Origin of the sequence: Clostridium sp. D46t1_190503_E9, from assembly GCF_015555225.1 — a bacterium.
Taxonomy (GTDB): domain Bacteria; phylum Bacillota; class Clostridia; order Clostridiales; family Clostridiaceae; genus Clostridium.
Map to the genome: position 1 here is coordinate 84,602 of NZ_JADNKB010000010.1, position 24,979 is coordinate 109,580.

Annotated in this window: 22 protein-coding genes and 1 other annotated feature; of the genes, 20 read left to right on the top strand and 2 right to left on the bottom strand. The window is 27.4% G+C overall.

The genetic code is table 11. The features are described 5' to 3' along the window. Positions 1–2: 2 nt before the first annotated feature. From I2E83_RS12600 to I2E83_RS12615, 4 genes are all read left to right on the top strand, one after another. Positions 3–1,373 (top strand): SpoVR family protein, encoded by a 1,371-nt coding sequence (locus I2E83_RS12600; RefSeq protein ID WP_195262803.1) that lies wholly within the window; start codon positions 3–5, stop codon positions 1,371–1,373. A 164-nt stretch (positions 1,374–1,537) separates the two neighbouring features. Next, positions 1,538–2,080 (top strand): rubrerythrin family protein, encoded by a 543-nt coding sequence (locus I2E83_RS12605; protein WP_195262804.1) that lies wholly within the window; start codon positions 1,538–1,540, stop codon positions 2,078–2,080. Positions 2,081–2,091: 11 nt separating this feature from the next. Beyond that, on the top strand, positions 2,092–3,123 hold the full coding sequence (locus I2E83_RS12610) for a hypothetical protein (protein WP_195262805.1): 1,032 nt from the start codon (positions 2,092–2,094) through the stop codon (positions 3,121–3,123). 45 nt (positions 3,124–3,168) lie between these two features. Next, complete coding sequence (locus I2E83_RS12615) at positions 3,169–3,519, top strand: hypothetical protein (protein ID WP_195262806.1); 351 nt, start codon at positions 3,169–3,171, stop codon at positions 3,517–3,519. 60 nt (positions 3,520–3,579) lie between these two features. On the opposite strand, the gene pssA is transcribed toward I2E83_RS12615, so the two are convergent. Then, positions 3,580–4,101, bottom strand: a complete 522-nt coding sequence (gene pssA / locus I2E83_RS12620) for a CDP-diacylglycerol--serine O-phosphatidyltransferase (RefSeq protein WP_195262807.1) — start codon at positions 4,099–4,101, stop codon at positions 3,580–3,582. 261 nt (positions 4,102–4,362) lie between these two features. On the opposite strand from pssA, the gene I2E83_RS12625 reads away from it, so the two are divergent. The 11 genes from I2E83_RS12625 (at position 4,363) to I2E83_RS12675 (ending at position 16,717) form a co-directional block, all read left to right on the top strand. Further along, positions 4,363–5,244, top strand: coding sequence for a YegS/Rv2252/BmrU family lipid kinase (locus tag I2E83_RS12625; protein ID WP_195430102.1), 882 nt, complete (start codon positions 4,363–4,365; stop codon positions 5,242–5,244). A 74-nt stretch (positions 5,245–5,318) separates the two neighbouring features. Continuing rightward, on the top strand, positions 5,319–5,960 hold the full coding sequence (locus I2E83_RS12630) for a hypothetical protein (protein WP_195262809.1): 642 nt from the start codon (positions 5,319–5,321) through the stop codon (positions 5,958–5,960). 398 nt (positions 5,961–6,358) lie between these two features. Continuing rightward, a complete protein-coding gene (locus I2E83_RS12635; RefSeq protein ID WP_195262810.1) occupies positions 6,359–7,615 on the top strand; it encodes a CBS domain-containing protein in 1,257 nt (418 codons plus the stop codon). 74 nt (positions 7,616–7,689) lie between these two features. Beyond that, positions 7,690–7,921 (top strand) — a binding site (T-box leader). Between the two features lie 116 nt (positions 7,922–8,037). After that, positions 8,038–8,946, top strand: coding sequence for a cysteine synthase A (gene cysK / locus I2E83_RS12640; protein ID WP_195430104.1), 909 nt, complete (start codon positions 8,038–8,040; stop codon positions 8,944–8,946). Between the two features lie 41 nt (positions 8,947–8,987). Continuing rightward, positions 8,988–9,572 carry a serine O-acetyltransferase EpsC gene (gene epsC, locus I2E83_RS12645; RefSeq protein WP_195430109.1) on the top strand — a complete coding sequence of 195 codons (585 nt, stop codon included), beginning with the start codon at positions 8,988–8,990 and terminating at the stop codon, positions 9,570–9,572. A gap of 207 nt (positions 9,573–9,779) precedes the next feature. Continuing rightward, positions 9,780–10,769 carry a tRNA epoxyqueuosine(34) reductase QueG gene (queG, locus tag I2E83_RS12650; protein WP_195430112.1) on the top strand — a complete coding sequence of 330 codons (990 nt, stop codon included), beginning with the start codon at positions 9,780–9,782 and terminating at the stop codon, positions 10,767–10,769. A 34-nt stretch (positions 10,770–10,803) separates the two neighbouring features. Further along, positions 10,804–11,508: a lysophospholipid acyltransferase family protein gene (locus tag I2E83_RS12655; RefSeq protein WP_195430115.1), complete on the top strand. Its 705-nt coding sequence runs from the start codon at positions 10,804–10,806 to the stop codon at positions 11,506–11,508. 8 nt (positions 11,509–11,516) lie between these two features. Beyond that, positions 11,517–12,185, top strand: a complete 669-nt coding sequence (gene nth, locus I2E83_RS12660; RefSeq protein ID WP_195262815.1) for an endonuclease III — start codon at positions 11,517–11,519, stop codon at positions 12,183–12,185. 382 nt (positions 12,186–12,567) lie between these two features. Next, positions 12,568–13,467: a D-alanine--D-alanine ligase gene (locus I2E83_RS12665; protein ID WP_195262816.1), complete on the top strand. Its 900-nt coding sequence runs from the start codon at positions 12,568–12,570 to the stop codon at positions 13,465–13,467. 352 nt (positions 13,468–13,819) lie between these two features. Further along, positions 13,820–15,919, top strand: a complete 2,100-nt coding sequence (locus tag I2E83_RS12670) for a sodium-translocating pyrophosphatase (RefSeq protein ID WP_195262817.1) — start codon at positions 13,820–13,822, stop codon at positions 15,917–15,919. A gap of 411 nt (positions 15,920–16,330) precedes the next feature. Continuing rightward, positions 16,331–16,717, top strand: a complete 387-nt coding sequence (locus tag I2E83_RS12675) for a BlaI/MecI/CopY family transcriptional regulator (RefSeq protein ID WP_195262818.1) — start codon at positions 16,331–16,333, stop codon at positions 16,715–16,717. Between the two features lie 905 nt (positions 16,718–17,622). Here the strand turns inward: I2E83_RS12675 and I2E83_RS12680 are convergent. Continuing rightward, positions 17,623–18,204 carry an IS1 family transposase gene (locus tag I2E83_RS12680; RefSeq protein WP_195430118.1) on the bottom strand — a complete coding sequence of 194 codons (582 nt, stop codon included), beginning with the start codon at positions 18,202–18,204 and terminating at the stop codon, positions 17,623–17,625. Between the two features lie 633 nt (positions 18,205–18,837). Here I2E83_RS12680 and I2E83_RS12685 point away from each other — a divergent pair. The 5 genes from I2E83_RS12685 (at position 18,838) to I2E83_RS12705 (ending at position 24,864) form a co-directional block, all read left to right on the top strand. Continuing rightward, positions 18,838–19,551, top strand: coding sequence for a response regulator transcription factor (locus I2E83_RS12685; protein ID WP_195262820.1), 714 nt, complete (start codon positions 18,838–18,840; stop codon positions 19,549–19,551). Then, positions 19,541–21,106, top strand: coding sequence for an ATP-binding protein (locus I2E83_RS12690; protein ID WP_195430121.1), 1,566 nt, complete (start codon positions 19,541–19,543; stop codon positions 21,104–21,106). Before I2E83_RS12685 ends, I2E83_RS12690 begins: the two co-directional genes overlap by 11 nt. Before the next feature lie 68 nt (positions 21,107–21,174). Then, entirely contained in the window at positions 21,175–22,116 is a 942-nt protein-coding gene (locus I2E83_RS12695) for a glycoside hydrolase family 25 protein (protein ID WP_195262822.1), read from the top strand. A gap of 272 nt (positions 22,117–22,388) precedes the next feature. After that, on the top strand, positions 22,389–23,870 hold the full coding sequence (locus I2E83_RS12700; RefSeq protein WP_347708064.1) for a VanW family protein: 1,482 nt from the start codon (positions 22,389–22,391) through the stop codon (positions 23,868–23,870). Positions 23,871–24,027: 157 nt separating this feature from the next. Further along, positions 24,028–24,864, top strand: coding sequence for a Cof-type HAD-IIB family hydrolase (locus I2E83_RS12705; protein WP_195262824.1), 837 nt, complete (start codon positions 24,028–24,030; stop codon positions 24,862–24,864). The last annotated feature ends 115 nt before the right edge of the window (positions 24,865–24,979 follow it).

Consider the following 24,979-nt stretch of genomic DNA (forward strand, 5'->3'; position numbering starts at 1 on the left):
TTATGGAATACGATGTTAGCACTTTAGAGAAGTGGAATGAAATTATAGAAAAAAAAGCAAGAGAAGTAGGACTTAACTTTTATCCGCAAGAATTTGAAATAATAGGCTTTAATGAAATGTTGGGGTATGAGGCATATGTTGGTATGCCTTCTAAATACCCTCACTGGAGTTATGGTAAAGCATATGATAAAAATAAAACATTGTATTCATTAAATATGACTGGATTACCATATGAAATGGTAATAAATACAAATCCTTGTCTTGCATATTTAATGAGAGAAAATACACTACTTTTACAAATATTAACTATGGCTCATGTATATGGTCATAATGATTTCTTTGCAAATAATAGAATGTTTGTAGAAGGAACTAATGCTAAAGGTGCATTAGAAATGTTTAAGCTAGATGCGGAGATAGTTAGAGGATATATAAATGATCCAAGTATAGGCTACGAAAGGGTTGAAAAAATACTGAATGCAGCACATGCAATTAGATATCAAATACCTAGAGTAGTTGGGGTAAAAGAATTAAGTGGCGATGAAATAAAAGAAAGTTTAATTGCTGATTACTATTCTAAAAAAGAAAATAGAGGTATTTTAGATGAAAATGATGAAATACCATTTCCAGATGTATCAAAGATACCAGTAGAGCCTTGTGATGATGTTTTAGGTTTTATAATAAAATATAGTGCTTTAGAAGAATGGGAAAAGAATATATTAAGAATAGTAAAGAGAGAAACTCAATATTTTATGCCTCAAATTGAAACCAAAATAATGAATGAAGGTTGGGCAAGTTTTTGGCATTATAATATATTGAAAGAATTAGATCTAGATGATGGACTACATTTTGAATTCTTAAAAAGACACAATGATGTTGTAGCACCTATAGTTGGCGGACTTAATCCATATTATTTAGGGTTTAAGGTTTTTCAAGATATTGAAAAAAGATTTGGTAGAGAAAAAATATTCGAAGTTAGAAAAACAGAAAGAGATAGCTCTTTCTTAAGAAGATATCTAACAAGAGAATTATGTGAAGAACTAAACTTATTTCAGTATGCTAAAAAGAGCTTTGAATATGTAGTTGAAGAGGTTCCAGATGAAATAGGCTGGAAAGAAATAAGAGATTATCTTGCAGATACTTGTGGAGTTGCATCAATTCCATACATTAGAGTAACTAATTTAAATAGAAGAGACTTAACTTTAACATTAGAGCATTTCTTCGATGGAAGAGAACTTGAAATGTCATATGCTAAAGAAACTCTAAAATATGTTCAAGATCTTTGGGGGCGCAAGGTAACTTTAATAACAAAAACTAAAGAAGGTAAGCAAATAGAAATAATTTGCAATGAAGATAGAAAGATTTTTATTAATTAGCTAAAATAGTTATATTTAAAATAAAGAAAGAGCGAAGATAGAAGATATGAATTTACCACATATTTTATTTATCTTCGCCTTTATATTTGCAATTTATAACTTAAGTTCACATTTAAATAATTAAATGCATAATGTATAAGTGTATAAATTTTTAGGAGATTATAATGGAGTTTAAGGGAAGTAAAACAGAACAAAATCTTTACAAGACCTTTGCTGGAGAATCTAGAGCAAGAACTAAATATACCTTATATGCTGAAAAAGCAAGATTAGATGGATATCAATGGGTTGGGGAAATATTTGATGAAACTTCAGGAAATGAATTAGCTCATGCAAGAGAAGTATTTGGAACATTTTTGAAAAGGATAGGTTGCACTAAAGATAATCTATTAGATTGTATTTTAGGTGAATCAGATGAATATGAAAATTCATATAAAAAGTTTGAGGAAGATGCAAGAAGTGAGGGGTTTAATGAAATAGCAGATTTTTATAAAGAATTAGCTGAAACAGAAGAAAATCATGCTAAAAGATTTAAAGCACTTTATGATAAGCTTGAAGACGGAACTATGTTTAGAGGTCCAAAAGGCTCATTATGGGTATGTATGAATTGTGGATATATTCATGAAGGTGAGGAAGCACCTTTAGTTTGTCCTTTATGCAAATATCCAAGAGCTTACTTTAAACCATATTGTAAAATTACAAATGTTTAAGGAGGTAAGTTATGTTTATATCAATACCTAAGGAGTTTTTTGTACCAGTATTATTTAGTGAAGAGTTTAGATATAATTTCGAAACAGATTCAATGGAATATGATACAGAAAGAAAGACAAGTGATTTTAGTGTCCCAAATAGTAGAGCAAAGTTAGCTGATATAGAATATAGTATATCTAGAAATTCTAGAGGAGAAATCGAAGAAGTTCTAAAAAGTGAATTAAAAAATATAGAGGAAGAAATCATAGAAGAACAAATTGCAAATTATATAAAAGGATTCATGAGATATATGGAAGAACTCAGAGAAGCAGGCTGTCTTGATATGAGTGAAAGAGAGCGTTTGAAATTACTTAATTCATACGTTAGAAAGTTTAGAGAATTATATAATAACTATAAAAATGTTATTTCAAATATAAGAAGACCTTTATCAAAGTCAGATATAGATGGAATGATAGACTATTATATAGGAAAAATTGAAGATATCTACAATCAACATTTAGCATCATTAAATTGTAAAAATTTGAACTATGATTCTATTGAAAAAACAATTAATGAAGTAGTTAATGATGCAAAGGACATATTAAAAGAGCAGATAAAAAATTTGAATTGTAAATTAATAAATAAAGAAGAATTTTGCAAAAATGATAAAGAATTAAAAGAGAGCTTTGCTCATGATTCAGATATGTATAATACTATAGATAATGAATTTGTTCAAGAAATACAAAATAGTCGATTTATAGAAGAAAATCAATTTGTAAGAGTAATAAAGAAGAATAGGTTAATAGATAATGAATCTATTGATACTAAGTTCATAGAAAATAATAATTTCATAGTAGATAATAACCTTATAAAAGAAAGTGAAAATGAAATTGGAAATAACAATTTTATAAAAGAAAGTGAAATTGAAGAAAAAAATATCAATATAGAAGAAAGAGATACAACAATCACTGAAAACAAAGCTGAAGAAGATAATAATATTGAGGCAGAAAATAATGTTGAAGAAGAAAATAAAATTATAGAAGGTAATGAAGATTTACAATAGGTACGTGAAGTTATAATCAGATGTATTATAATGCGGGGTGGTTAATTGCCATACAGAGATTTAATTAAAAATCAATATAACGAAATTAATAATTTGACTAATTTACTTAGCTCTATGGTCAACTCTTATAGGCTATTAATTGGTGGGGCAAATGAATTAAATAATATATCAGAAGCCAAGAAAAGTCATGTAAAAGATGCTGTAGAAAGAGCAGATGAGCTAGGTGATATAATAGATGAAATAATAAAAACACTAGAGGAATGTAGTGGTTCATATACAAAGTATTGTAAGATAAAGAAACAATATATAGATGAAAAAACAAATAAAGATAATATATTAACAGAAATAGATTATGAATTAGATTTTGATAATTCAGAAAGAGAAGATGAAGAGTAAAAAAGTAAAGCTATTCCAATATTAATTGAAATAGCTTTTTTGTTTTTACTATCTTTGTGACTAAAGTTTCTTTAATTTAAATGTACTTACCATAAGATAAGAACCTACCATTAAAAGTATAATTGGAATCCATGGAGTTAATCTATGGTTTAGTGTAAAAAATACAAAAACAGCCATAAAACTTCCTGCAATAGTTATAGGAATTCCAGTAAAAACTCCATCAAATGTGGAAGTATTATACCTAGCCAATCTGTAAGCTCCACATATAGGGAAAGCTAATAATACAGCAGTACCTATTATTCCAGCTGGTCCTACTTTTGCTAAATCATACATTAAGAATGTAAGTATAGATGGTGCAACTCCGAAGGAAACTAAATCAGCTAGTGAATCTAACTCTTTTCCTAGTTCACTAGAAACATTTAACCATCTTGCTACTCTTCCGTCATATCTATCTACAAGTGCTGCTATTATTATAAAGAAGCAGGCAAATAAATAATTTTTTTCAAAAGTGTATAAAATAGATATTATGCCACATGATAAATTAATAAATGTAAAAACATTTGGAATACAACTTTTTTTCATAAAATCACTCCTGGTTTTTAAAACATAACGATTTTTATTTCTTTTATGCTTTATTATCAATGCAATATTATATCATAGATTTCTATTAAATATAAGATATTTAAAGATTAATTTAATTATTAAGATAAAATTAAGAAATCCGGCTAATATTTAATTTGATTTATATGTAAAATATAGTAATATACTATATATACTTATTGTATGGAATTATAGAGTTTTTATAATTGGAATATAATATAAAATTAACCTAGGAGGGGTAATGTGAAAAAGGTAAAATTTATTTATAACCCATACTCAGGAGAAAACCTAATATTAGATCAGCTAGATAAGGTTATAAAAATACACCAAGAAGCAGGATACACGATTGTCCCATATAGAATAGATAAAGAAGTGGATGTTATAAATGCTTTTAATGATTTTAAGGAAAATAACTACTATTACGTTTTAATCGCTGGTGGAGATGGAACAATAGACAATGTAGTCAATGCAATGACTAAGTGCGGTGTTTCAGTTCCAATAGGAATATTGCCAGTTGGAACAGCTAACGATTTTGGTAAATTTTTAGGAATGCCTTCAGATGTTTCAAAAGCATGCAGACAAATATTATCTTCTGAAGTTACAGCAGTAGATTTAGGAAGTATAAACGATAAGTATTTTGTAAATGTAGCAAGTACAGGCTTATTTACAGATGTTTCACAAAAAACAGATGTAAATTTAAAAAATACAATAGGTAAACTTGCATATTATTTGAAGGGACTAGAAGAATTACCGAACTTTAGAAAGCTTGATATAAAAATCAAATCAGATGAAATGGAATATGAGGGGAAAATGTACTTCATGTTAGTATTTAATGGTCAAACAGCAGGTAATTTTAAATTAGCTACAAGAGCAGATGCAACAGATGGACAGCTTGATGTTATAATATTTAAGGCCATACCAATAATAGAATTAATACCTCTATTTGTGAAAGTACTAAAAGGTGAGCATTTAGATTCAGATAATGTTATTTATTTTAAAACAAATAATTTATATATTGAATCTCACGAAGATATCGGAACAGATATTGATGGAGAAAAAGGGCCAGAGTTTCCACTTCATATAAAATGTATAAAAGGTGGATTAAAAATTTTAGGTGTAAAATAGCATAAAACTAGAATAAAATGAAATTTTTTTTAATAATTATAAGTAGCAGTAATATAAAAAGGTAGGAGTAACAATTGTTAGAGTTTAGCTATTTATGTCTTTTGTTATTTATAATTACATTTATTTTATATCTAGAAAAAAAGAATATAGATTTATCACCAAAAAAGATTAAATTATTTGTAAGTATCTCATTAATGCCATTAATATTAAGATGCTTAGTTTTATTATGTGGAGTAATCATAGAAAAGCAAGGAATAATATATTTTTTGAAATACTATGTCCTGCTTAATTACTTTAGTATTCCTTTAATTATACTTTCAGCTTTGTATATTTTTTTAAGAAATGAAAAGTTAAAGTTTAATAGAAATTATATTTTTATGATAATCTTAGGTTTACTATATGTTGTATTAGTATATACATATAAATTTAGTATAAGTATAACTAATAATTTTGGATTTATTATTTCTTTAGAAAATGGAATGATACCAATTTTAATATATTTAATTATATTAGCTTCTTTAGCAGTGTTTATATTAATTAATTTGGATAAGCCATTTTGTAATAAAGTTGGTATGAGACTGCTGCTAGTAAGTTTATTTTTATATATAGTAGAATATATTTTGTTATTAGGAGGGGTAAGTATATATCCTTATCCAATAATTGGTGAAGTATTAATATTATTTTGTTTACTTAAATCTATATTTACATTTAAATAAATAGTTAATAAAGTAAAGGAGTTGTTGCAGAAGTTATGTAACAACTCCTTTTTTATGCTGATGGCAAAGTGTCATCAGTTTTTTTTATTTGAATTTTAAATTTAAAGAATGAAAATACAGATAATTTTTAACTATTCATTTTATATTTTACATTCTTAAAAAGGTTGCCTTTTTGGGGTATTTTAATATAATATAGTATTGGAGATTATATGTATAATAAAATAAAATAATATTTATTCTAAATAAATAAGGGGTGAATTTAAAATGGAGGGTGTCCCTCAGAGTAGTAACTTATCAAAATTGAATATTAAAGTTTTAGAGGAGATGGACTTCATTATAAATTAATCTTGTTATAGTTAATTCATTGTCTACTCCTCTAAAAGTGAGGAGGAAAAGATATGAAGAAACTATCAGTATTTCTATATACAAATATCTTAGGAAGAAAGATGTATGACGAGTTTGATGAAAGCCTTGGAGAACTTAAAGATATTTATGTAACTACTGAGGATGGATATCCAAGGGTAATTGGCTATAAAGTCAAAAGAGATGGATATACTTTTCACTATGAGTTTAGGAGTATTAATTTTTATCAACAAGACAATAGGATAAAAATAGTTACAAGAGGCAGTAAAGAAATACTCCCAAGAACATATTCTTACCTTTTATCAGAACATTTACTAGATAAAAAAATAGTAGATATTAATGGCAAGCAAGTAGTTAGGGTTGATGATTTAAGAATAGCTGAAATTGCAGGAGAATATAGGGTAATAGCTGTTGAAACTGGTCCTATGGCAAGATTTAGAAGAGCGAATTGTGCAAAGTTTGGTAGCTTTATTTATAAGATGCTTAGAAAAGACTATGAAGATAGGGTTTTAATGTGGGATGATGTTGAGTCACTAGAAATGGTAGATAATAATTTGAAAATAGCAGTACCATATAAAAAGCTTTCAACTCTTCATCCAGCAGATTTAGCAGATATATTAGAAAACTTAGATGCAAGCTCAAGAAAGCAAATTTTTGAATCACTAGATGAAGATTTAGCAGCAGATACATTAGAAGAAATTGAACCTGAATATAAGGGAAGTATTATAAAAGACTTAAGTGAAACAAAAGCAGCTGAACTTCTAGAAAATATGCCAAATGATGAAATTGCAGATATTCTAGATGAACTAGATGATGAGGAAAGAGAAAAGATCCTAGTAAATTTAGAAAAAGAAGATGCAGATGAAGTTAAGGAATTATTAAGCTATGAAGATGAAGCTGTTGGTAGTATAATGAGTACAGATTTTATTTCGTTTAACTTAGATATAACTGTTGGTGAAATAATTGATATATTAAGGGAAATGGAAGAACTTGAAGAAGATGAGCTTTATAGGATTTATATTACAGATGAAGAAGATAGAATACTAGGAGATATAAGTCAAATAGATTTAATATTAAATAAACCAAATGTTAAAGTTAAAGATATAATGAATGAAAATATTAATGTAATTAGGCATGATGTTAATATAGATGAAGCAATAGAAATTGCAGCTAAATATGATTTATTAGCTATACCAGTAATTGATGAAGAAGATAAATTAATAGGAGCTGTCAACACTCATGATTTAATAGATGAAATTTTATATCCAGTTTGGAAGAAAAAGATAAAATAGAAAGATTATAGTGGGTTGACAATTAAAGCTTTAAGAATATAATGAAAATATAAAACTTACTAAAATACTCAGAATTAAAGACTATGAAAAAGAAGAGTAGTATAGAGGAAGGTTACAGAGAGAAAAGAAGGATGAGATCTTTTTACCTACAATTTATATGAAGTGCACTTTGGAGTTGAGGTTTGAAATAAGTAGAACTTTCCGGTATCATCCGTTATAATGATAATGCACTAATTTGCATTTATGAGTGAGATTAATTTATTAGTCTAATTAGAGTGGAACCACGGAGCTAACTTCGTCTCTATATTATTTAGAGACGAAGTTTTTAATTTATAATAAATTATAGATTAATATATTAGAATAAACTATATAGTGAATTAAATATATAGTTTGATTATTGGTTTAAATAACAGGAGGAAAATATGATATATAATAGCGTATTAGATTTAGTGGGAAGAACACCTATACTAAAATTGAATAAACTAGTTGATGAGGATAGTGCAGAAGTTTATGTTAAATTAGAAAAATATAATCCAGGTGGAAGTGTCAAAGATAGAGCAGCTTTAGGAATGATTGAAAAGGCTGAAAAAGAGGGATTATTAAAAGAAGATTCAGTAATTGTAGAGCCAACAAGTGGAAATACAGGCATAGCTTTAGCTATGATTGGAAGGATAAAAGGATATAAAGTTATAATTGTAATGCCAGATAGCATGAGCAAAGAAAGAAGAGATTTAATAAAAGCTTATGGAGCAGAACTTATATTAACTGATGGAGCAGAAGGAATGAATGGGGCAATAGAAAAGGCAAAAGAGCTTGCAAAGAAAGATAATTATTTTATGCCTCAACAATTTGAAAATTTAGCAAATTCAACAAAACACTATGAAACTACAGCAGAAGAAATTTGTTTAGAGATAAATGAGTTAGATGCATTTGTTGCAGGGGTAGGAACTGGTGGAACTGTTACAGGAGTAGGAAATAAACTAAAAGAGAAGATGAAAAAAATTAAAGTTATTGCAGTAGAGCCACTTAAATCACCAGTATTAAGTGGAGGAAGAGCAGGGGCCCATAACATACAAGGACTAGGCTCAGGATTTATACCAGAAATATATAATCCTAAATGTATAGATGAAGTAATAAAGGTTTCAGATGAAGATGCATTTAAGATGACAAAAGAGTTTGCAGAAAAAGAAGGAATATTACTAGGCATATCATCAGGAGCGGCTATATTTGTAGCACTTCAAGAAGCTAAAAGACTTGGAAAGGGTAAAAAAGTCTTAGTGATAGCACCTGATGGTGGAGAAAAATATATATCTATGGGGATTTACGATTAAAATTAGTAATAAGTAATTTTAACAAAGGGAGGAAAATAGCTGTGTTTAAAAATTTAAGATATGACATAAATAATATATTAGAAAAAGACCCAGCTGCAAGAAGTAAGGTAGAAGTACTTTTATTATATCCATGTATTCATGCTTTAATTGCATATAGAATTGCACATTTTTTATATAAGCATAAAAGATTTTTTTTTGCTAGACTATTATCGCAATTAGCTAGATTTTTTACTGGAATAGAAATCCATCCAGGAGCTATAATTGGAAAAGGCTTATTTATAGATCATGGGATGGGAGTAGTAATTGGGGAAACAAGTGAAATAGGAAACAATGTTACAATATATCATGGAGTAACTTTAGGTGGTACTGGAAAAGAAAAAGGTAAGAGACATCCAACTGTAGAAGATGATGTAATAATTGGGGCTGGAGCAAAGGTACTAGGTCCAATAACTTTGAAAAAGGGATCTAGAGTTGGAGCAAATACTGTAGTTTTAAAGGAAGTTCCTGAAAAAGCCACTGTTGTTGGTTGCGCAGGAAGAAATATAATTAAAAATATTAATGATATAATTGAAGTAGTAGATGAAGATGGAAATAAAAAGACAATATATAATAACATGATTATATAGAATGTTATTGTTATATAGAGATTAATTATTATAGGTGATACTGACTACAGGAGATAATTTAATTATCGAAGGAGTTAGATATTATATAAATAAAGTAGATTATAAAAAAGAGAGTATAATTAATATTTCATATAAGTAATATATAAGTAACATTATATATTACTTATATAGAAGTAATATATAATGTTACTTATATAGAGGTTAGTTATGATAAAAGAAGATATAATTAATTATTGTAACTCATTAGGACTAGATACTTTAGGATTTATAAGATGTAGGGAGTTTACAGAACTTAAGGATTTCTTTTATGAAAGAAGAAAACAAGGTCTTGAAAATGAGTTTGAAGAAAAAGATATTGAAAAGAGGATAAATCCTTTTAATTATATGAATGAAGGGAAAACTATTATATCAATAGCTTTCCCTTATCTTCATGATATAAATTATGTTGATAATGGCTTTTCAGTTTATACAAGAGGAAAAGATTATCATAAAGTAGTAAAGTCATATTTAAGTAAAATATGTGAATACATAGGGGTGCTTGGTGGAAAAGCAAGTTCATTTGTTGATAGCAACTTTTTACCAGAAAGATATATAGCATATTTAGCAGGGGTTGGATTTATAGGTAAGAACAATATGATTATTACTGAAAAGTATGGTTCTTATGTATTTTTAGGAGAAATAATAACTGATTTAGAAATAAATTGTGATGATGAAAGAAATTTTAATGAAATTTCTCTTTTTAAAGAATGTGGAGAATGTGCTAACTGCTACAAAAGCTGTCCTAGTAAGTCTATAAATGCTTATAAGAAAAATAGCAATATATGCGTTTCATATTTTACTCAAAAAAAGGATTTAGAAGATAAGCATATAAAATTATTAAAGGGAAGAGTTTTTGGTTGTGATAGTTGTCAAAACTGTTGTCCTTATAATGAAGATAAAGGTTTTTCAAATATAAGTGATTTTTATCCTTTTGAGTTTATGAATAAGGAAAATGCAGTTGAGTTAGCTAGTATAAATACTAGAGAATTTAAAGAAACATTTCTAAATACATCTTGTGGATGGAGAGGAAAAAATGTTTTGAAAAGGAATGCTTTAATTAAAATTAGGCATAATAATGGGGATATAAGTGATATAAAAACTGATTCTCCCTATTTAAAAGATTATGTTGATAGACTTTTAAATAGTAATAAAATATAATATTACATATAACAATAGGAAGTGAGGGAGATTAATGTTATCACCAACATTAGTAAAGGTAATAAACATATTACCAGAATCAGTAGTAGTGAAGATAACAAAAGTTATTGTAAACAAATATTTTAAAAAATATGCAAATATTAAAATAGAGGGATTTGAAAATATTGAAAAGGCAAATGGTCCTAAAATATTTATATGTAATCATTTGAGTAATGCTGATGGTTTAATATTGGATAAAGTACTTAGAGAAAAGTATGATCCAACATTTGTTGCAGGAGTAAAACTTTCAAATGATCCTGTAACTAGACTAGGAACGGCTATGATTAAGAATGTGGGTATTAAACCTAACTCAGCAGATAAAGAGGCTATTACAAAGATAGTTAAGCTTGTTAGAGGCGGAGAAAATTTAGTTATTTTCCCAGAAGGAACAAGAAGTAGAACTGGATCTATGATTGAAGGAAAAAAAGGAATACTATTAATAGCAAGAATGACAAAGGCTCAAATTATACCAATTGGTATGCATGGAACTGAAATTCTTTTGCCTATAAATAAAGATGGTGATATGGGTGGAGAAAAATTTAATTATGCGGATGTAAGTATTAAAATTGGAGACCCTATAACATTACCTGTAAAAGAAAAAGATGAAGATAAGCACGAATTTGATGAAAGATCCATGATATATATAATGAAGTCTATTGCAAACTTGCTACCTGAAAAATATAGAGGGATATATAAATAGGTGATTTTATGAAGCAAAGAACAAAAGTAATATTAGAAACATTAAAGGATGATTATCCAGATGCAAAGTGTGAATTAAATCATGAATCTGCATTTCAACTTTTAGTTGCTACTATACTTTCAGCTCAAACAACTGATAAAAAAGTAAATGAAGTAACTGAAACTTTGTTTAGGGATTATCCAGATTTAGATGCTTTTTTAACTCTTACAGTGGAGGAACTAGAAGAAAGAATAAAACAAATTGGATTATATAGAAGTAAAGCAAAAAATCTAATAATGATGTGTAATCAGCTTAAAGAAAAGTTTAATGGAGAAGTGCCAAATACTATGGAAGGAATAACTTCATTGGCAGGAGCAGGTAGAAAAACTGCAAATGTAGTATTATCAAATGCTTTTGGAGTTCCATCCATAGCTGTTGATACTCATGTATTTAGAGTTTCAAATAGATTAGGACTTGCTGATTCTGATAATGTATTAGAAGTAGAAAAGCAACTACAAAAAGAACTTCCTAAAAAAGAATGGAGTTTAGCCCATCATTTATTAATTTTCCATGGAAGAAGATGTTGTATTGCTAGAAATCCAAAATGTGAGATTTGTAACTTAACAAAACAATGTAAGTATTATAAAGAAGTTAAGAAAAAAGAAATTAAAAAGAAAGACTCAAAAAAAAGTAAGTAAGAATAGTTATGAAGCTAAATTGAGTTTTAAATTAAAAAGAATCAAAAAATAAATTTATGAAAATAATTATAAAGTTTCTACATAAATATATTTAGAACAATAATCATTCAATTAATAATAAAAGTAATAATAAAAGAGATGTAAAATTTAGTTGTTTTACATCTCTTTTATGCTTTAGGTGGTTATAGTAACTTTGAATTTTAATATAATTCTATTAGGAGGAGGATACTTATAGTCTACTATGATAGAATTACTATTCGTAAGCAATGGAATGGAATTTTTATTTTTAGTTTACTATTATTACTTTAATCATAGACTGTATAGTGATATAATAATTAAAGATTTAAATCAGTAAATTTTATAGTAAAATGGAGGACTTGTTATGAGAGTTGGAGTTTTAATGGGTGGAATATCTTCAGAAAGAGAAGTATCATTAAATAGTGGTAACTCTATTATGCAACATATAAACAAGGAAAAGTATGAAGTTATTCCAGTTGTTATAGATAAAAAGGAAGATGTAATAGAAAAGGTAAAAGATATAGATTTTGCATTATTAGCCTTACATGGAAAGTTTGGAGAAGATGGTACAGTTCAAGCAGTATTAGAAACTTTAGGAATACCATATTCAGGTTGTAATACATTAAGCAGTTCATTATGCATGGATAAGGATTTAACAAAAACTATCTTAAAAGCAAATGGAATAAGAACTGCAAGATGGTTAAATGTTAGATCAGTAGAAGAAATTGATTATGCTGCAATAGAAGAAATGGGATATCCAGTATTTATAAAGCCAACTAATGGAGGATCAAGTGTTGCAACATTTAAAATAACAAAAAAAGAAGATGTTGAAAATGCAGTTATAGAAGGTTTAAAGTGGGACAATGAAGTTATGATCGAAGAATTTATAAAAGGTGATGAAATAACTTGTCCTGTATTTGAAAATGAAATGTTCCCAGTACTTGCTATAAAGGCTAAAACTGATTTCTATGATTATGAGCAAAAGTATTCTGCTAATGGAGCTGAGCATTACGCAATAAACTTAGAAAAAGATATTCACACTGAAGTAGAAAAGATGGCACTTAGCACATATAAAGCGTTAAAATGTTCTGTATATTCTAGAATTGATATGATAATTACAGAAGAAGGAGTTCCATATGTACTAGAAGTTAATACTTTACCAGGAATGACAGCAACTAGTCTTTTCCCTCAAAGTGCAGGAGAAAAAGGAATAAGCTATTCTGAATTTATAGATATGATAATAGAACATTCATTGAAGAAATAAAAAATTCAATATATGTGTAAAATATCAAAATATAAATTTCTTAAGTATAAAATATATAGGTAAACTATAAAAGATAGAGACAAAATATAAAATATATAGATAGGTATGATTTGTAAAAATAATCATACCTATTTTTTTATGTATGGAAGTATAGAATTATACAATGTTGTATCAATCTTGAGAAAAGTGGTTGAGGAGGAAAATTTATATATTAGCTTTTTTATTAATATAAATGATAATAAGGATAATATTTATATCAAATTTATATTTAATTTGAGTATTTTCCAGAAGTTTGAAACGTATAATAAAGTGAAGTTAATATATCTATATTAATAAAATAGGAGGAATTATAATGAATTTCATTTTCTTAGTTTTACTTGGATCTGTCTTAGGTTTAATCTTTGCAGCTTATCAAGCATACACAATACTAAAAGAAGATGAAGGAGAAGGAAAGGTAAAAAGCATATCAATTAAAATTAGAAAGGGAGCTAATGCATATCTGACAAGGCAATATAAAGGGGTAGCTATATTCTTTATATTAATGTTTATTATCTTTTTAGTTTTGAGCCTTTTTGATTATGTATCAATATTTGTACCTTTTTCTTTTGTTATTGGAGGATTTTTATCAGGACTTAGTGGATTTATTGGAATGAAGGTTGCAACAAATGCAAATGCAAGGACAACTACTGCAGCTAAAAAAAGTTTAAATGGAGCATTGAAGATTGCTTTCAAAAGTGGGTCTGTAATTGGAATAGTAGTTGTTTCTCTAGGATTACTTTATATAGGCGTTGGTTATTTTTTCTTGGATTGGTATTATAGAGATTTAGTTGAAGCAGAACGTGTAGTTCAAATTACAACAAATATACTAACATTTGGTATTGGAGCTTCTTCTATGGCTCTATTTGCAAGAGTTGGTGGAGGAATATTTACTAAGGCAGCTGATGTTGGAGCTGATTTAGTTGGAAAAGTTGAAATAGGAATTCCTGAGGACGATCCAAGAAATCCAGCAGTAATAGCAGATAATGTAGGTGATAATGTAGGTGATGTTGCTGGTATGGGAGCAGATTTATATGAATCTTATGTAGGTTCACTAGTTTCATCATGTGCTTTAGCAGTAGCGGCAGGTTTATCCACCAAGGGGGTAGCGGTTCCTTTATTAGTTGCAACTTTAGGCGTATTAGCATCTATTTTTTCTACATTTTTTGTTAAGGCAAAAGAAGATGCAACTCAGAAGAATCTTTTAAGTGCTTTAAGAAGAGGTGTGTATATATCATCAATTATTGTAGCTGTAGGATCATTTTTTATAGTTAAAACTGTATTAGGATCTGAAAATATAGGAATTTATTTTAGTATACTATCAGGTCTTATAGCTGGAATATTAATAGGATTTTTTACAGAATACTATACTTCGGATAACTATAGCCCAACAAAAAAATTAGCTGATATGACTAAAACTGGACCAGCAACTACTATAATAGGTGGATTATCATTAGGAATGATATCAACTGCAATTCCAGTAATTATAGTTTCTATATCAGTTTTAATAAGCTTCAAATTGTCAGGTGGATCAAATGATTTTAACTTGGGGTTATATGGTATAGCCATTTCAGCAGTAGGTATGTTATCGACCTTAGGAATAACTCTAGCAACTGATGCCTATGGTCCAATTGCAGATAATGCAGGAGGAATTGCTGAAATGTCAAATCAAGCCCCTGAGGTTAGAAGAAGGACAGATGCATTAGATTCACTAGGAAATACAACAGCAGCAACAGGAAAAGGTTTTGCTATAGGCTCAGCAGCTCTTACTGCCCTTGCATTTATAGCAGCATATAAGGACTCTATTGAAAACATGGTGAAAAGTGGAGCTTATAACTTTGAATTTAATTTATCTATATTAAATCCCCAAGTTCTTATAGGATTATTTATTGGAGGAATGGTTACATTTTTATTTTCTTCAAAGACAATGGATGCGGTTGGTCGAGCCGCTTCTAAAATAGTAGTAGAAGTAAGAAGACAATTTAAAGAAATACCTGGGCTTATGGATGGAAAATCAGAACCGGATTATGCTTCTTGCGTTGATATTTGTACAAAATCAGCTCAAAAAGAACTTGTAACAATAGCTATAATAGCTATCGTTACACCTCTTGTAGTTGGATTATTATTAGGACCAAATGGTGTTGCAGGATTATTAGCAGGTTCCACAGTTACTGGTTTTGCAGTTGCAATAATGATGTCAAATTCAGGTGGAGCATGGGATAATGCAAAAAAATATATAGAATCAGGAGTTTTAGGTGGTAAAGGATCAGATTGTCATAAAGCTGCTGTGGTAGGAGATACAGTAGGTGATCCATTTAAAGACACTACAGGACCATCAATAAATATATTAATTAAGCTTATGTCTATGGTATCAATAGTATTTGGTGCCTTAGTACTAGCATTTGGAATGCTTTAGATTTATTATTATTTCTATTTCAAGTTTAAAGAAACGCTAACTAAGAAAAATTAATCTTAGTTAGCGCTTTTTTATTTTGATTAATATTTATAGAGATTTAGGTAGTATTAATTAATTTATTTAAGGATTAATAATATCTAAATAATTCTATAATTTTTTAAATCTAGAGAATTTTGAAAAGCTGGGGAATATTAAAAACTAGGGAATATTAAAAGTAATATAATATTTATAAGTTACATAATATTTATAAGTTACATAATATTTAAGGCCATATAATGTTAAAATTTATATGGTTCCAAATATGAAAATAATATTAATAAGATATTTACAGTTATATATTGACAGTTAAGGATTACATTCGTAAACTTAAATTATAAATTACGAATGTAATTAAAGATGGGGGAGAGGTTTATGGGGAAATTACCTAAAATATCTGATGCAGAATGGGAAGTTATGAAAATAATATGGGTTTTAGGAGAAGCAACATCAAGTGAGATTATTGAAAATCTTAAAGGCAAACAATCTTGGAAAAACACAACTGTAAAAAGTCTTATAAGTAGATTGTTAAACAAAGATGCTATAAGCTTTAAAAAACTTGGAAAGGAATATTTCTATTTTCCACTTGTATCAGAAGAAGAGTGTATTAAAGAGGAAAGCAATTCATTTATAAAAAAGGTATTTAATGGATCATTGAATGAAATGATACTAAGCTTTGTGAAAGCAGATAATCTAACTAAAGAAGATATAAATGAGTTAAGAAATATATTAAACGAAAAAATTATATCGGAGGAAAACTAAATAGATTATCTTAAAATATTTGATTATATTTTAGTGATATCTTTAGTTGTAAGCTTATTAGTAGTTTTAATCTTAGGATTAAGACTAATATTCAAGTATCATATAAAAAATCAATTATTTTTTTGTTTTAATTTAATAAGAAAGGCTATTGCATATATAAAGAGTTGTTCACAGTTAAATAAACTATATGAATGTGTTTTAAAAAATTGTTGTTAAAACAAGTAAAGTTTTTGTTTGAGTATTTTTAAAATCTAAAAAGTGCTATTTAACAATATTAATTTGAAAATTTCTACTATATATTATTAGGGTTCTTTTTTTATTAAATCAAGAACTCTCTTTAATTAATGTCTTAATATAGAGTTTATTTGCACAAGAATTAGTATTTAAAATACATGATTTTATAAAATATTTAAAGCAGATAGTTATAGTGAGATTGGGAAAAATTTAATAATTGCCTGTTGAATTATATTGATATATTAATTTGAAGTCAGAAAAGTTTTTGGTTTTTATATAAGTTGATTTAAAGGATAAGTTTTTAAATAGTAAAATTTGATTTAGTGAATAAGTTTTATAATCATTCTTAAAATCGAGTATATGCCAATTCAAATAATTTTCCAAATACTTAGTAGCAACACCTCTAAACCTTACTAACCACTTTTTTATATTTAAAGAAAATGTATGTATAAAAATGCTGTTAGAAGGTAATTTTTTATTTATATTTTTTATTGACACAATATTTGAAGGTGTTAGATTATTTGAGGCTAATTGGTTAATAACTTTTAAAATAACTTTTGATGATAGTGGAAGGATTGTATCATTATGTTTTTTTGCATAAATATCAAAATACCTGTCATTATAAGCAGATATAACTGAAGATTTATCTAGGTTTTGAGAGAAGTTTTTATTTATGCTTCTAAAGAGATCGATCTTCTACTAATTGCTTTAGAAATGAGTGATTTATTACTATCCATTGCACAAGCTATAAAGATATTTTCTTTATTATAGTATCTAGCTTTTCTATCTCCCTTAAAGTTTTCTTTAATAATTATTTTACTAATTTCTACATAATTTTTTAATATATTATAGTTATTTGATGTTTGAGTAATTAAGAATTTATGTCTCCAATAAAAAGAAGTAGCTAAATTGATTCCTAAAATAGCGGAGCACTTTCTAAGAGAAAATTCATTGTTCATGAGAATTAAATATTTTAACCAAAGATCCAATGGCTTCTTCGAATTACTGAATATGGAATTTGTTTTTTTAGAAAAAGTTTTACCACAATTCTTATTGAGGCATTTAAATCTTTGTAGTCCCCTGTATTTGCCATATTTTATAAAGTTATTAGAATTACAATTAGGACAAGTTCTTATTTCTTTATCTTTTAAAATATCAATAATAGATAATTCGTTAAGATACAGATCTACTTGTTTAAATTTACTATTAATTTCACAATTAGCATAACTACATAGTGATGATGATACTTTCATATTTTTCTCTCCTTTAATTATAATGAGATTAGTTGAACTGATTTATTAATAAATATACATATAATTTATTTATTTAAATTTTCTACATAAAATTCAGACTTTAATCAAAGAATATTATACTTTTTGAATTTAATTTTAAAAAACAACAATTTTTTAAAACAGATTACTATAGTAACAAGAATGATATACGTGTTATTGAATGTTTGAATATGAAGTATCAAGTAATTAATAGAAAATAGAATTTACACATGTAATTAGGTATTAATTTTCAAAATTGTTTGAAGGAATCTTATTGAAAATTATCATTATATATTTTTTAGAAATAAATTCACTTAATAAATTAATTTAGTATTTAATTAATGATTTATTTATCAGTTGATATATTTTTTCGTTAATAAGTATATGTATTCTTTTATTAATTGGCTTAGTGATTGATTTATTTAAATGAAAGCGTATCGATAAGTTTCCAAACTACTCCTAATGGATACCGATATATTAAGGTTTTTTTAAGAAATTATAAAGTTTAAAATTAAGATATTTTCGCTACAATATAGATAAATAGTGAGAGCAGAAATTAAAAGAATTCTTCTTTTATGGTAAACTAATTTTAGAAGTAGAGAGGAGTGGATTTTTTTGAGCAAAGAGAAAATATTAATAGTTGACGATGAAAAGGAAATTAGGGATTTAATAGATATATATTTAAAGGGTGAGGGATACGATACAATAAAGGCTGAAAATGGTAAAGAAGCGTTAGATATCCTTTCAAATAATGAAGTGGATTTAATAATTTTAGATATAATGATGCCGAAGGTAAATGGTATTGAAGCTTGTTTGAAAATAAGAGAAGAAAGAGAAATGCCTATAATAATGTTATCTGCAAAGTCTGAGGATATGGATAAGATATTAGGGTTAAATACTGGAGCGGATGATTATTTAACGAAACCATTTAATCCATTAGAATTAGTAGCTAGGGTAAAATCACAACTAAGGAGATATAAGAGGTTTAATAATACATCCACTAAGGAAGAATTAATAGTTAAACAAGACAATGTATTAGAGATTGATGAGATAAGTATAAATCTAGAAACTCATGAAGTTTTTAAAGATGGTGAAGAAATAAAACTTACCCCAACAGAATTTGATATATTAGTTCTACTTGGTGAAAATAGAGGAAAAGTATTTAGTATTGAAAATATATATAACAGCGTTTGGAAACAAGAGTTTATGCAGTCTGATAATACAGTTATGGTTCATATAAGGAAGGTAAGAGAAAAGATAGAAGAGGATCCAAGAAAGCCGAAATTCATAAAGACTGTATGGGGGGTAGGCTATAAAATTGATAGGTAAGAAGAAGTCTAAAAAAGAGAAAGTTAAGAAAGAAAGAGTTGGGCTTATAAAGGGAATAAGAAACTTAATCTTAAAGATTTTTTGTAAACTTTATAATTCAATACTAGGAGTTAAAATTAGAGAGGTTTTAGAGTGGATTTATATAAGAATAGAAAAGAGTATACGATTTGAATTAATGCTTGTTTTTGCAATATGTTTTTTAGCTGCTTTTATGTTTTATGGATTTGCTAATAATGTCTTATCGAAAAATAAAACAATAACTAATCTTGAATATGATATTGGAGAAGTTCAGTCACATGCTAATTCTATTGCAAAGGAATTAAGTGGAGAATATGGATATAAAATAGAGGGTCTTAAAGAAGAAGAACAAATAAAAGAATTATTAAACAGATACAATGATGGTAAAGCTAAAATTTACTTGACTGATTTAGATGGGAAAATATTATTTAAGGTCAATGGTGAATTTCAAGAAAAATTAGATATATATGCAATCATAGATAAAAGCAATTCTGTAGCAGAAGATGGAAGCGAACGAGTATTTCTTTATCCAGTAAATATAGGAGCGGACAGGGCTTATCTAATATACTCAAAGATACCTACTCCTTATATATCATATGACTATTATGTGGATGAAAATTCATTTTTGGCGCTTGTGTTATCAGTTATTATGTTTATATCAATATTTATTATAATAACAAATAAGAAAATGAAGTATATAGAAGAAATAGCGTCAGGTGTAAGAATTATATCGAATGGGGATTTATCATATAGGATAGAAGAAAAGGGAAAAGATGAAATAAAGAAATTAGCTGAAAATATAAATAATATGGCATCGGAAATAGAAAATAGAATTGATGCGGAAAGAAGAGCTGAAAAGACTAAAAGTGAGCTTATAACAAATGTTTCACATGATTTAAGAACTCCTTTAACATCTGTAATGGGATATATAGGACTTGTCAAAGATGGAAAATATGAAGATGAAAATATGATGAAGGAGTATTTGAATATAGCATTTAATAAATCTAATCAACTTAAGGAATTAATAGAAGATTTATTTGAATATACAAAACTCAACAATAAAGGAATAGTTTTGGGAAAAAACAAAGTAAATATAGTTGAATTCTTATCTCAAATAATAGAAGAGTATATTCCTGTATTTGAAGAAAATGAAATAGAAGTAGTTAAAAAGTTTGTAGATGAAAAATGTATGGTAGAAATAGATGCCGGGAAAATGGTTAGAGTCTTTGAAAATCTATTTTCAAATGCCATTAAATATTCTTTTAAGCCAGGAAGTGTAATAGTATCTGCATATGAAAATAATGGATTTGTAAACATTACTATAAAAAATAGAGGAGAACATATACCAAAAGAAAAAGTGGAGAGACTATTTGATAGATTTTATAGAGTAGATGAAGCTAGAAATTCTAATACCAAAGGAAGTGGTCTTGGCCTTGCTATTTCTAAAAATATAATAGAACTTCATAATGGTAGTATATGGGCCGAATGCGTTGGTAATGAGATAAGTTTCTTTATAAAGTTAAAAGTAATTAGATAATAAATAAAAGTAACCTTTAAGAAAAATCGTAATAAACTAATATAGAGAATATTTTTCTTGGAGGAAAAATGCAAAATAAAAATCCTAATAGTAGATTTGGAATAGACATAAATGAATATACACAAGAGGTTAATTTTCAAACTCTAGCAAGAACAATAGATTTTTTATATCTAAGAGCATCAGGTTCAGGATCGGGAAGATTTAGAGTTGATAGGAGATTCTTAGAATTCGCTAAAGCTGCTAGAGATTATGGAATACCAGTAGGAGCATATCACTATGCTTTACCTTCATATGATTTAACTACTGCAGATTCTCAATGTGACGAGTTCATAGACATATTACAGGAAGGGTTTGGAGAAAAAGATTACGGAGATTTATTTCCAGTAGTAGATGTTGAAGCACCAATAGATAATAAAATAAGTACAAAAGCATTAATTGATTGGGTAGATAGATTTAGAAAAAGGTTCGAGAGAAAAACTAGAAGAAGATTAATGTTATATACAGGAGCTTTTTTTATAGAGCTATATAATGACTTTAAATTACCTAATGGAACACAACCACTAAAAAATATGCCTTTATGGATAGCGATGTATACAAATGTTCCAGTTAATCCACCATATCCTCCAAATTTAGGTGGATGGACGAGATGGAGAATATGGCAATTTAGTGAAGGTCAAGTAGTTAATGGTGTTGGAAATCCTGTTGATGCCAATTGGGGTCCTGATAATTTAGATTTACTTATGCAACCGAGACAGGTAAGAGATTTAAGAGCTGTCAAGGAAGGTGGATTATTAAAGGTTTCATGGAGAAGAAATGATGATGCTGATTTATTGGGATATAATATTTTTGAGAATGGCTATTGGATTGGAACAGTAGGAAAAAATGATACAAGTTTTGAAATAAGATTATCTGAATTACCTGTTAAAACAACTTCTCCTGTAAATATAACTATAGAAGCTTTTGATTATGATGGAGAAACATCTAGAATTAGAAGTAGAGTTACTGTCTAAAATATTTACATTAAAACATTAAAATAATACTAATTATAGAGCTTATAATATTAAAGGTAATTATAATATTATAAGCTTTAATTATTTTATATTTGATTGACAAAAAATCATGAATTTTTTTATTAAGTACTTAATTAAAGTTAATTATTTTATTCATATAAATATATTAAAATAAACTGTAGAATATAACATAATATTAATGATATAGTAGTATTATAATTATAGGGAATAATAATATTTTCGTAATTTTTGTTATGCTTATTTAGAAAGGAGTGGGGCAGTTGGAGGAACAAAAAAATAATTTAAAAAAGACTATATCTCCCAAATATAAAAATACAGTAATAGCTGCAATAGCTATAGCAATAATAGTTATAGTAGGAATTATAAGTTATATTTTTTCAGTAAATAATAGAGTAGCAGCATGGGAGAATAAGGTTTATCCGGGGATTGCTGTATATGGTGTTGAGTTAGGTGGATTAAGTAAAGAAGAAGCTACAAACTCTTTAAACGAAAAATTATCAAATCTTATTATGGACAAGAAGTTAGATATTTTGGTTGGTGATAAGAAGTTAGAGTTAGCTTATAGTGAAATAAAGCCTAAATATGACATAGAATCAATAGCAGAGGAAGCTTTTAATTATGGGAAAGATGGTGGAATGTTTAGTAAAAATTCACTAATTAAAAATGATGATGATATTAACATAGAAGCTAAGATTACATATGATGAAGAAAGTTTAAAGGCTTTTGAAGAAAAGGTTAAAACTGAAGTAAATTTAGCTCCGAAAGATGCTACTATAGAAATAAATTCAGGAAACATAGTGGTTACATCAGAAGTTGTTGGAAAGAAGATAGACGAAGAAGAGCTTCATAATAAACTAGTTGAAAATATTAATGGAGATCCAACTAATACTGTTGAATTAACATTTGAGCTAAAAGAAGAACAAGCAAAAGTAAAAGCAGAAGATTTAAATAAAGTAACTGGAAAAATAAGCGGTTATAGTAGTAGTTATAAAGATACTGGAGATGGTAGGGTTAAAAATATGCAAATTGCAGCTCAAATTGTAAATGGAACGGTAGTAATGCCAGGAGAAGAGTTTAGCTACAATGCATTAATTGGAGATACAACCCCAGATAAAGGATATGAAAAAGCTAATACATATATTGGAAATGAAATTGTTCCAGACTACGGTGGAGGAATATGTCAAGTATCAACAACTCTTTATAGAGCAGCAATGAGAGCAAATTTAAGATCAACAGAAAGAATGAATCATTCCTTAACTGTTTCTTATTCAGAACCTGGATTAGATGCAACAGTTGCAAATGGTGTTATAGACTATAAATTCAAGAATTCATATGATTTTCCAGTTTACATTCAAGGATATGTAGCTGGAGGAACAGTATCATTTAACATATATGGTAATGTAGAAGCTATGGGTGGAAAAACTTATGAGCTTGTAAATGAAGTTCATGAAAAATACAATCCAGAAGTTAAGTATGAAGATGATCCAACTATGGAAGAAGGTACTGAAAAAGTTGTATCACATGGAATGCCAGGTTATAAGGCAAGCTCTTATCAAATAACATATGAAAATGGTGTTGAAGTGGATAGAGAGTTTATAGCTACAGATGTTTATTTAACAACAAATACAGTTATAAAAAGAGGAACTAAAAAGAAAGAAACTCCTCAAAATTCAACTAATAAAACAGAAGAGAAACCACAAACTTCTACTGAAGAGAAAAAACCAAATCAATAATAGATATAAAATAGAATGGATATATTAACCATTCTATTTTTTTATAATTTTTTTAGTTAAATAGAATAATAAATGTTAGAAAGACTATAAGTTTATTGTCGAAAATCTAGCATAATGATATTATAATAATATGAAAATGTGAATAAAGGAGTATTTTATGGAATACAAAATGGTTTGTATTGATATGGATGGAACTTTACTAGGTAAAGGGAAAAAAATATCCGAAGAAAGCAAAAAAGTAATAAAAGAAATTCATGAAAAGGGTGTAGAAATAGTAGTAACTACAGGGAGAATTTATAACAATGCAGCATATTATTCACATCTTTTAGGAGTTGAATCACCTGTTATTGCAGCTAACGGAGCTATTGTTAGGGAGAAAAATACAAATAAAGTTATATATGAAAAACCAATTGAAACAGAAGAGTGTATTAGGCTAGTTGAAATGCTATATAAAATGAAGATGCATTTTCATTTTTATACTTTAGATAGTATATATTGTAGTAATAGGATTACAGAGCTTGGAACTAAATTATATATGACAAAACAAATAGGGTATGATAATTTAAAAATAAATTATTATGTTATCAATAATATAGAAAAGTGGAAAAAGTTTTTTAGAAAAAATCATGGGAAAATAACTAAATGTATAGCTTTTTCAACAAAACCAGAGAAGATTGAAAAAGTTAAAAACCATCTAAATAGTTTAAATAGTATAGTATATTACGGCTCAGGGAAAAGAAGCGTTGAAATTAATAGTAAAGGTGCATCTAAAGGTAATGCTGTAAAAGCTTTAGCAAATTATTACGGTTTTAAAAGAGAAGAAATTATATGTATTGGAGATAATGAAAATGATTTATCTATGCTTGAGTATGCTGGAATTGGAATAGCAATGGGTAATGCAATAGAACCAGTAAAAAAATTAGCAGATTATATTACTGATACTAATATTGAAAATGGTGTTGAAAAAGCTATAAAAAAATTCTTTAAACTTTAGATTTTTAAGTATTAAAAAATTTTCAATTAGATATTAATCATTAGATAACATTACTTTTATAAAATAAAAAAACAACTTTGAAAGAAAAGACAATAGAATATTTACTTGATTCGAA

What these genes read in the sequence shown, in the direction of transcription:
- I2E83_RS12600 (WP_195262803.1), top strand. Translation starts at nt 3, where the DNA reads ATGGAATACGATGTTAGCACTTTAGAGAAGTGGAATGAAATTATAGAA.
- I2E83_RS12605 (WP_195262804.1), top strand. Translation starts at nt 1,538, where the DNA reads ATGGAGTTTAAGGGAAGTAAAACAGAACAAAATCTTTACAAGACCTTT.
- I2E83_RS12610 (WP_195262805.1), top strand. Translation starts at nt 2,092, where the DNA reads ATGTTTATATCAATACCTAAGGAGTTTTTTGTACCAGTATTATTTAGT.
- pssA (WP_195262807.1), bottom strand. Translation starts at nt 4,101, where the DNA reads ATGAAAAAAAGTTGTATTCCAAATGTTTTTACATTTATTAATTTATCA.
- I2E83_RS12635 (WP_195262810.1), top strand. Translation starts at nt 6,359, where the DNA reads ATGAAGAAACTATCAGTATTTCTATATACAAATATCTTAGGAAGAAAG.
- cysK (WP_195430104.1), top strand. Translation starts at nt 8,038, where the DNA reads ATGATATATAATAGCGTATTAGATTTAGTGGGAAGAACACCTATACTA.
- queG (WP_195430112.1), top strand. Translation starts at nt 9,780, where the DNA reads ATGATAAAAGAAGATATAATTAATTATTGTAACTCATTAGGACTAGAT.
- I2E83_RS12655 (WP_195430115.1), top strand. Translation starts at nt 10,804, where the DNA reads ATGTTATCACCAACATTAGTAAAGGTAATAAACATATTACCAGAATCA.
- nth (WP_195262815.1), top strand. Translation starts at nt 11,517, where the DNA reads ATGAAGCAAAGAACAAAAGTAATATTAGAAACATTAAAGGATGATTAT.
- I2E83_RS12665 (WP_195262816.1), top strand. Translation starts at nt 12,568, where the DNA reads ATGAGAGTTGGAGTTTTAATGGGTGGAATATCTTCAGAAAGAGAAGTA.
- I2E83_RS12670 (WP_195262817.1), top strand. Translation starts at nt 13,820, where the DNA reads ATGAATTTCATTTTCTTAGTTTTACTTGGATCTGTCTTAGGTTTAATC.
- I2E83_RS12675 (WP_195262818.1), top strand. Translation starts at nt 16,331, where the DNA reads ATGGGGAAATTACCTAAAATATCTGATGCAGAATGGGAAGTTATGAAA.
- I2E83_RS12680 (WP_195430118.1), bottom strand. Translation starts at nt 18,204, where the DNA reads ATGAAAGTATCATCATCACTATGTAGTTATGCTAATTGTGAAATTAAT.
- I2E83_RS12695 (WP_195262822.1), top strand. Translation starts at nt 21,175, where the DNA reads ATGCAAAATAAAAATCCTAATAGTAGATTTGGAATAGACATAAATGAA.
- I2E83_RS12705 (WP_195262824.1), top strand. Translation starts at nt 24,028, where the DNA reads ATGGAATACAAAATGGTTTGTATTGATATGGATGGAACTTTACTAGGT.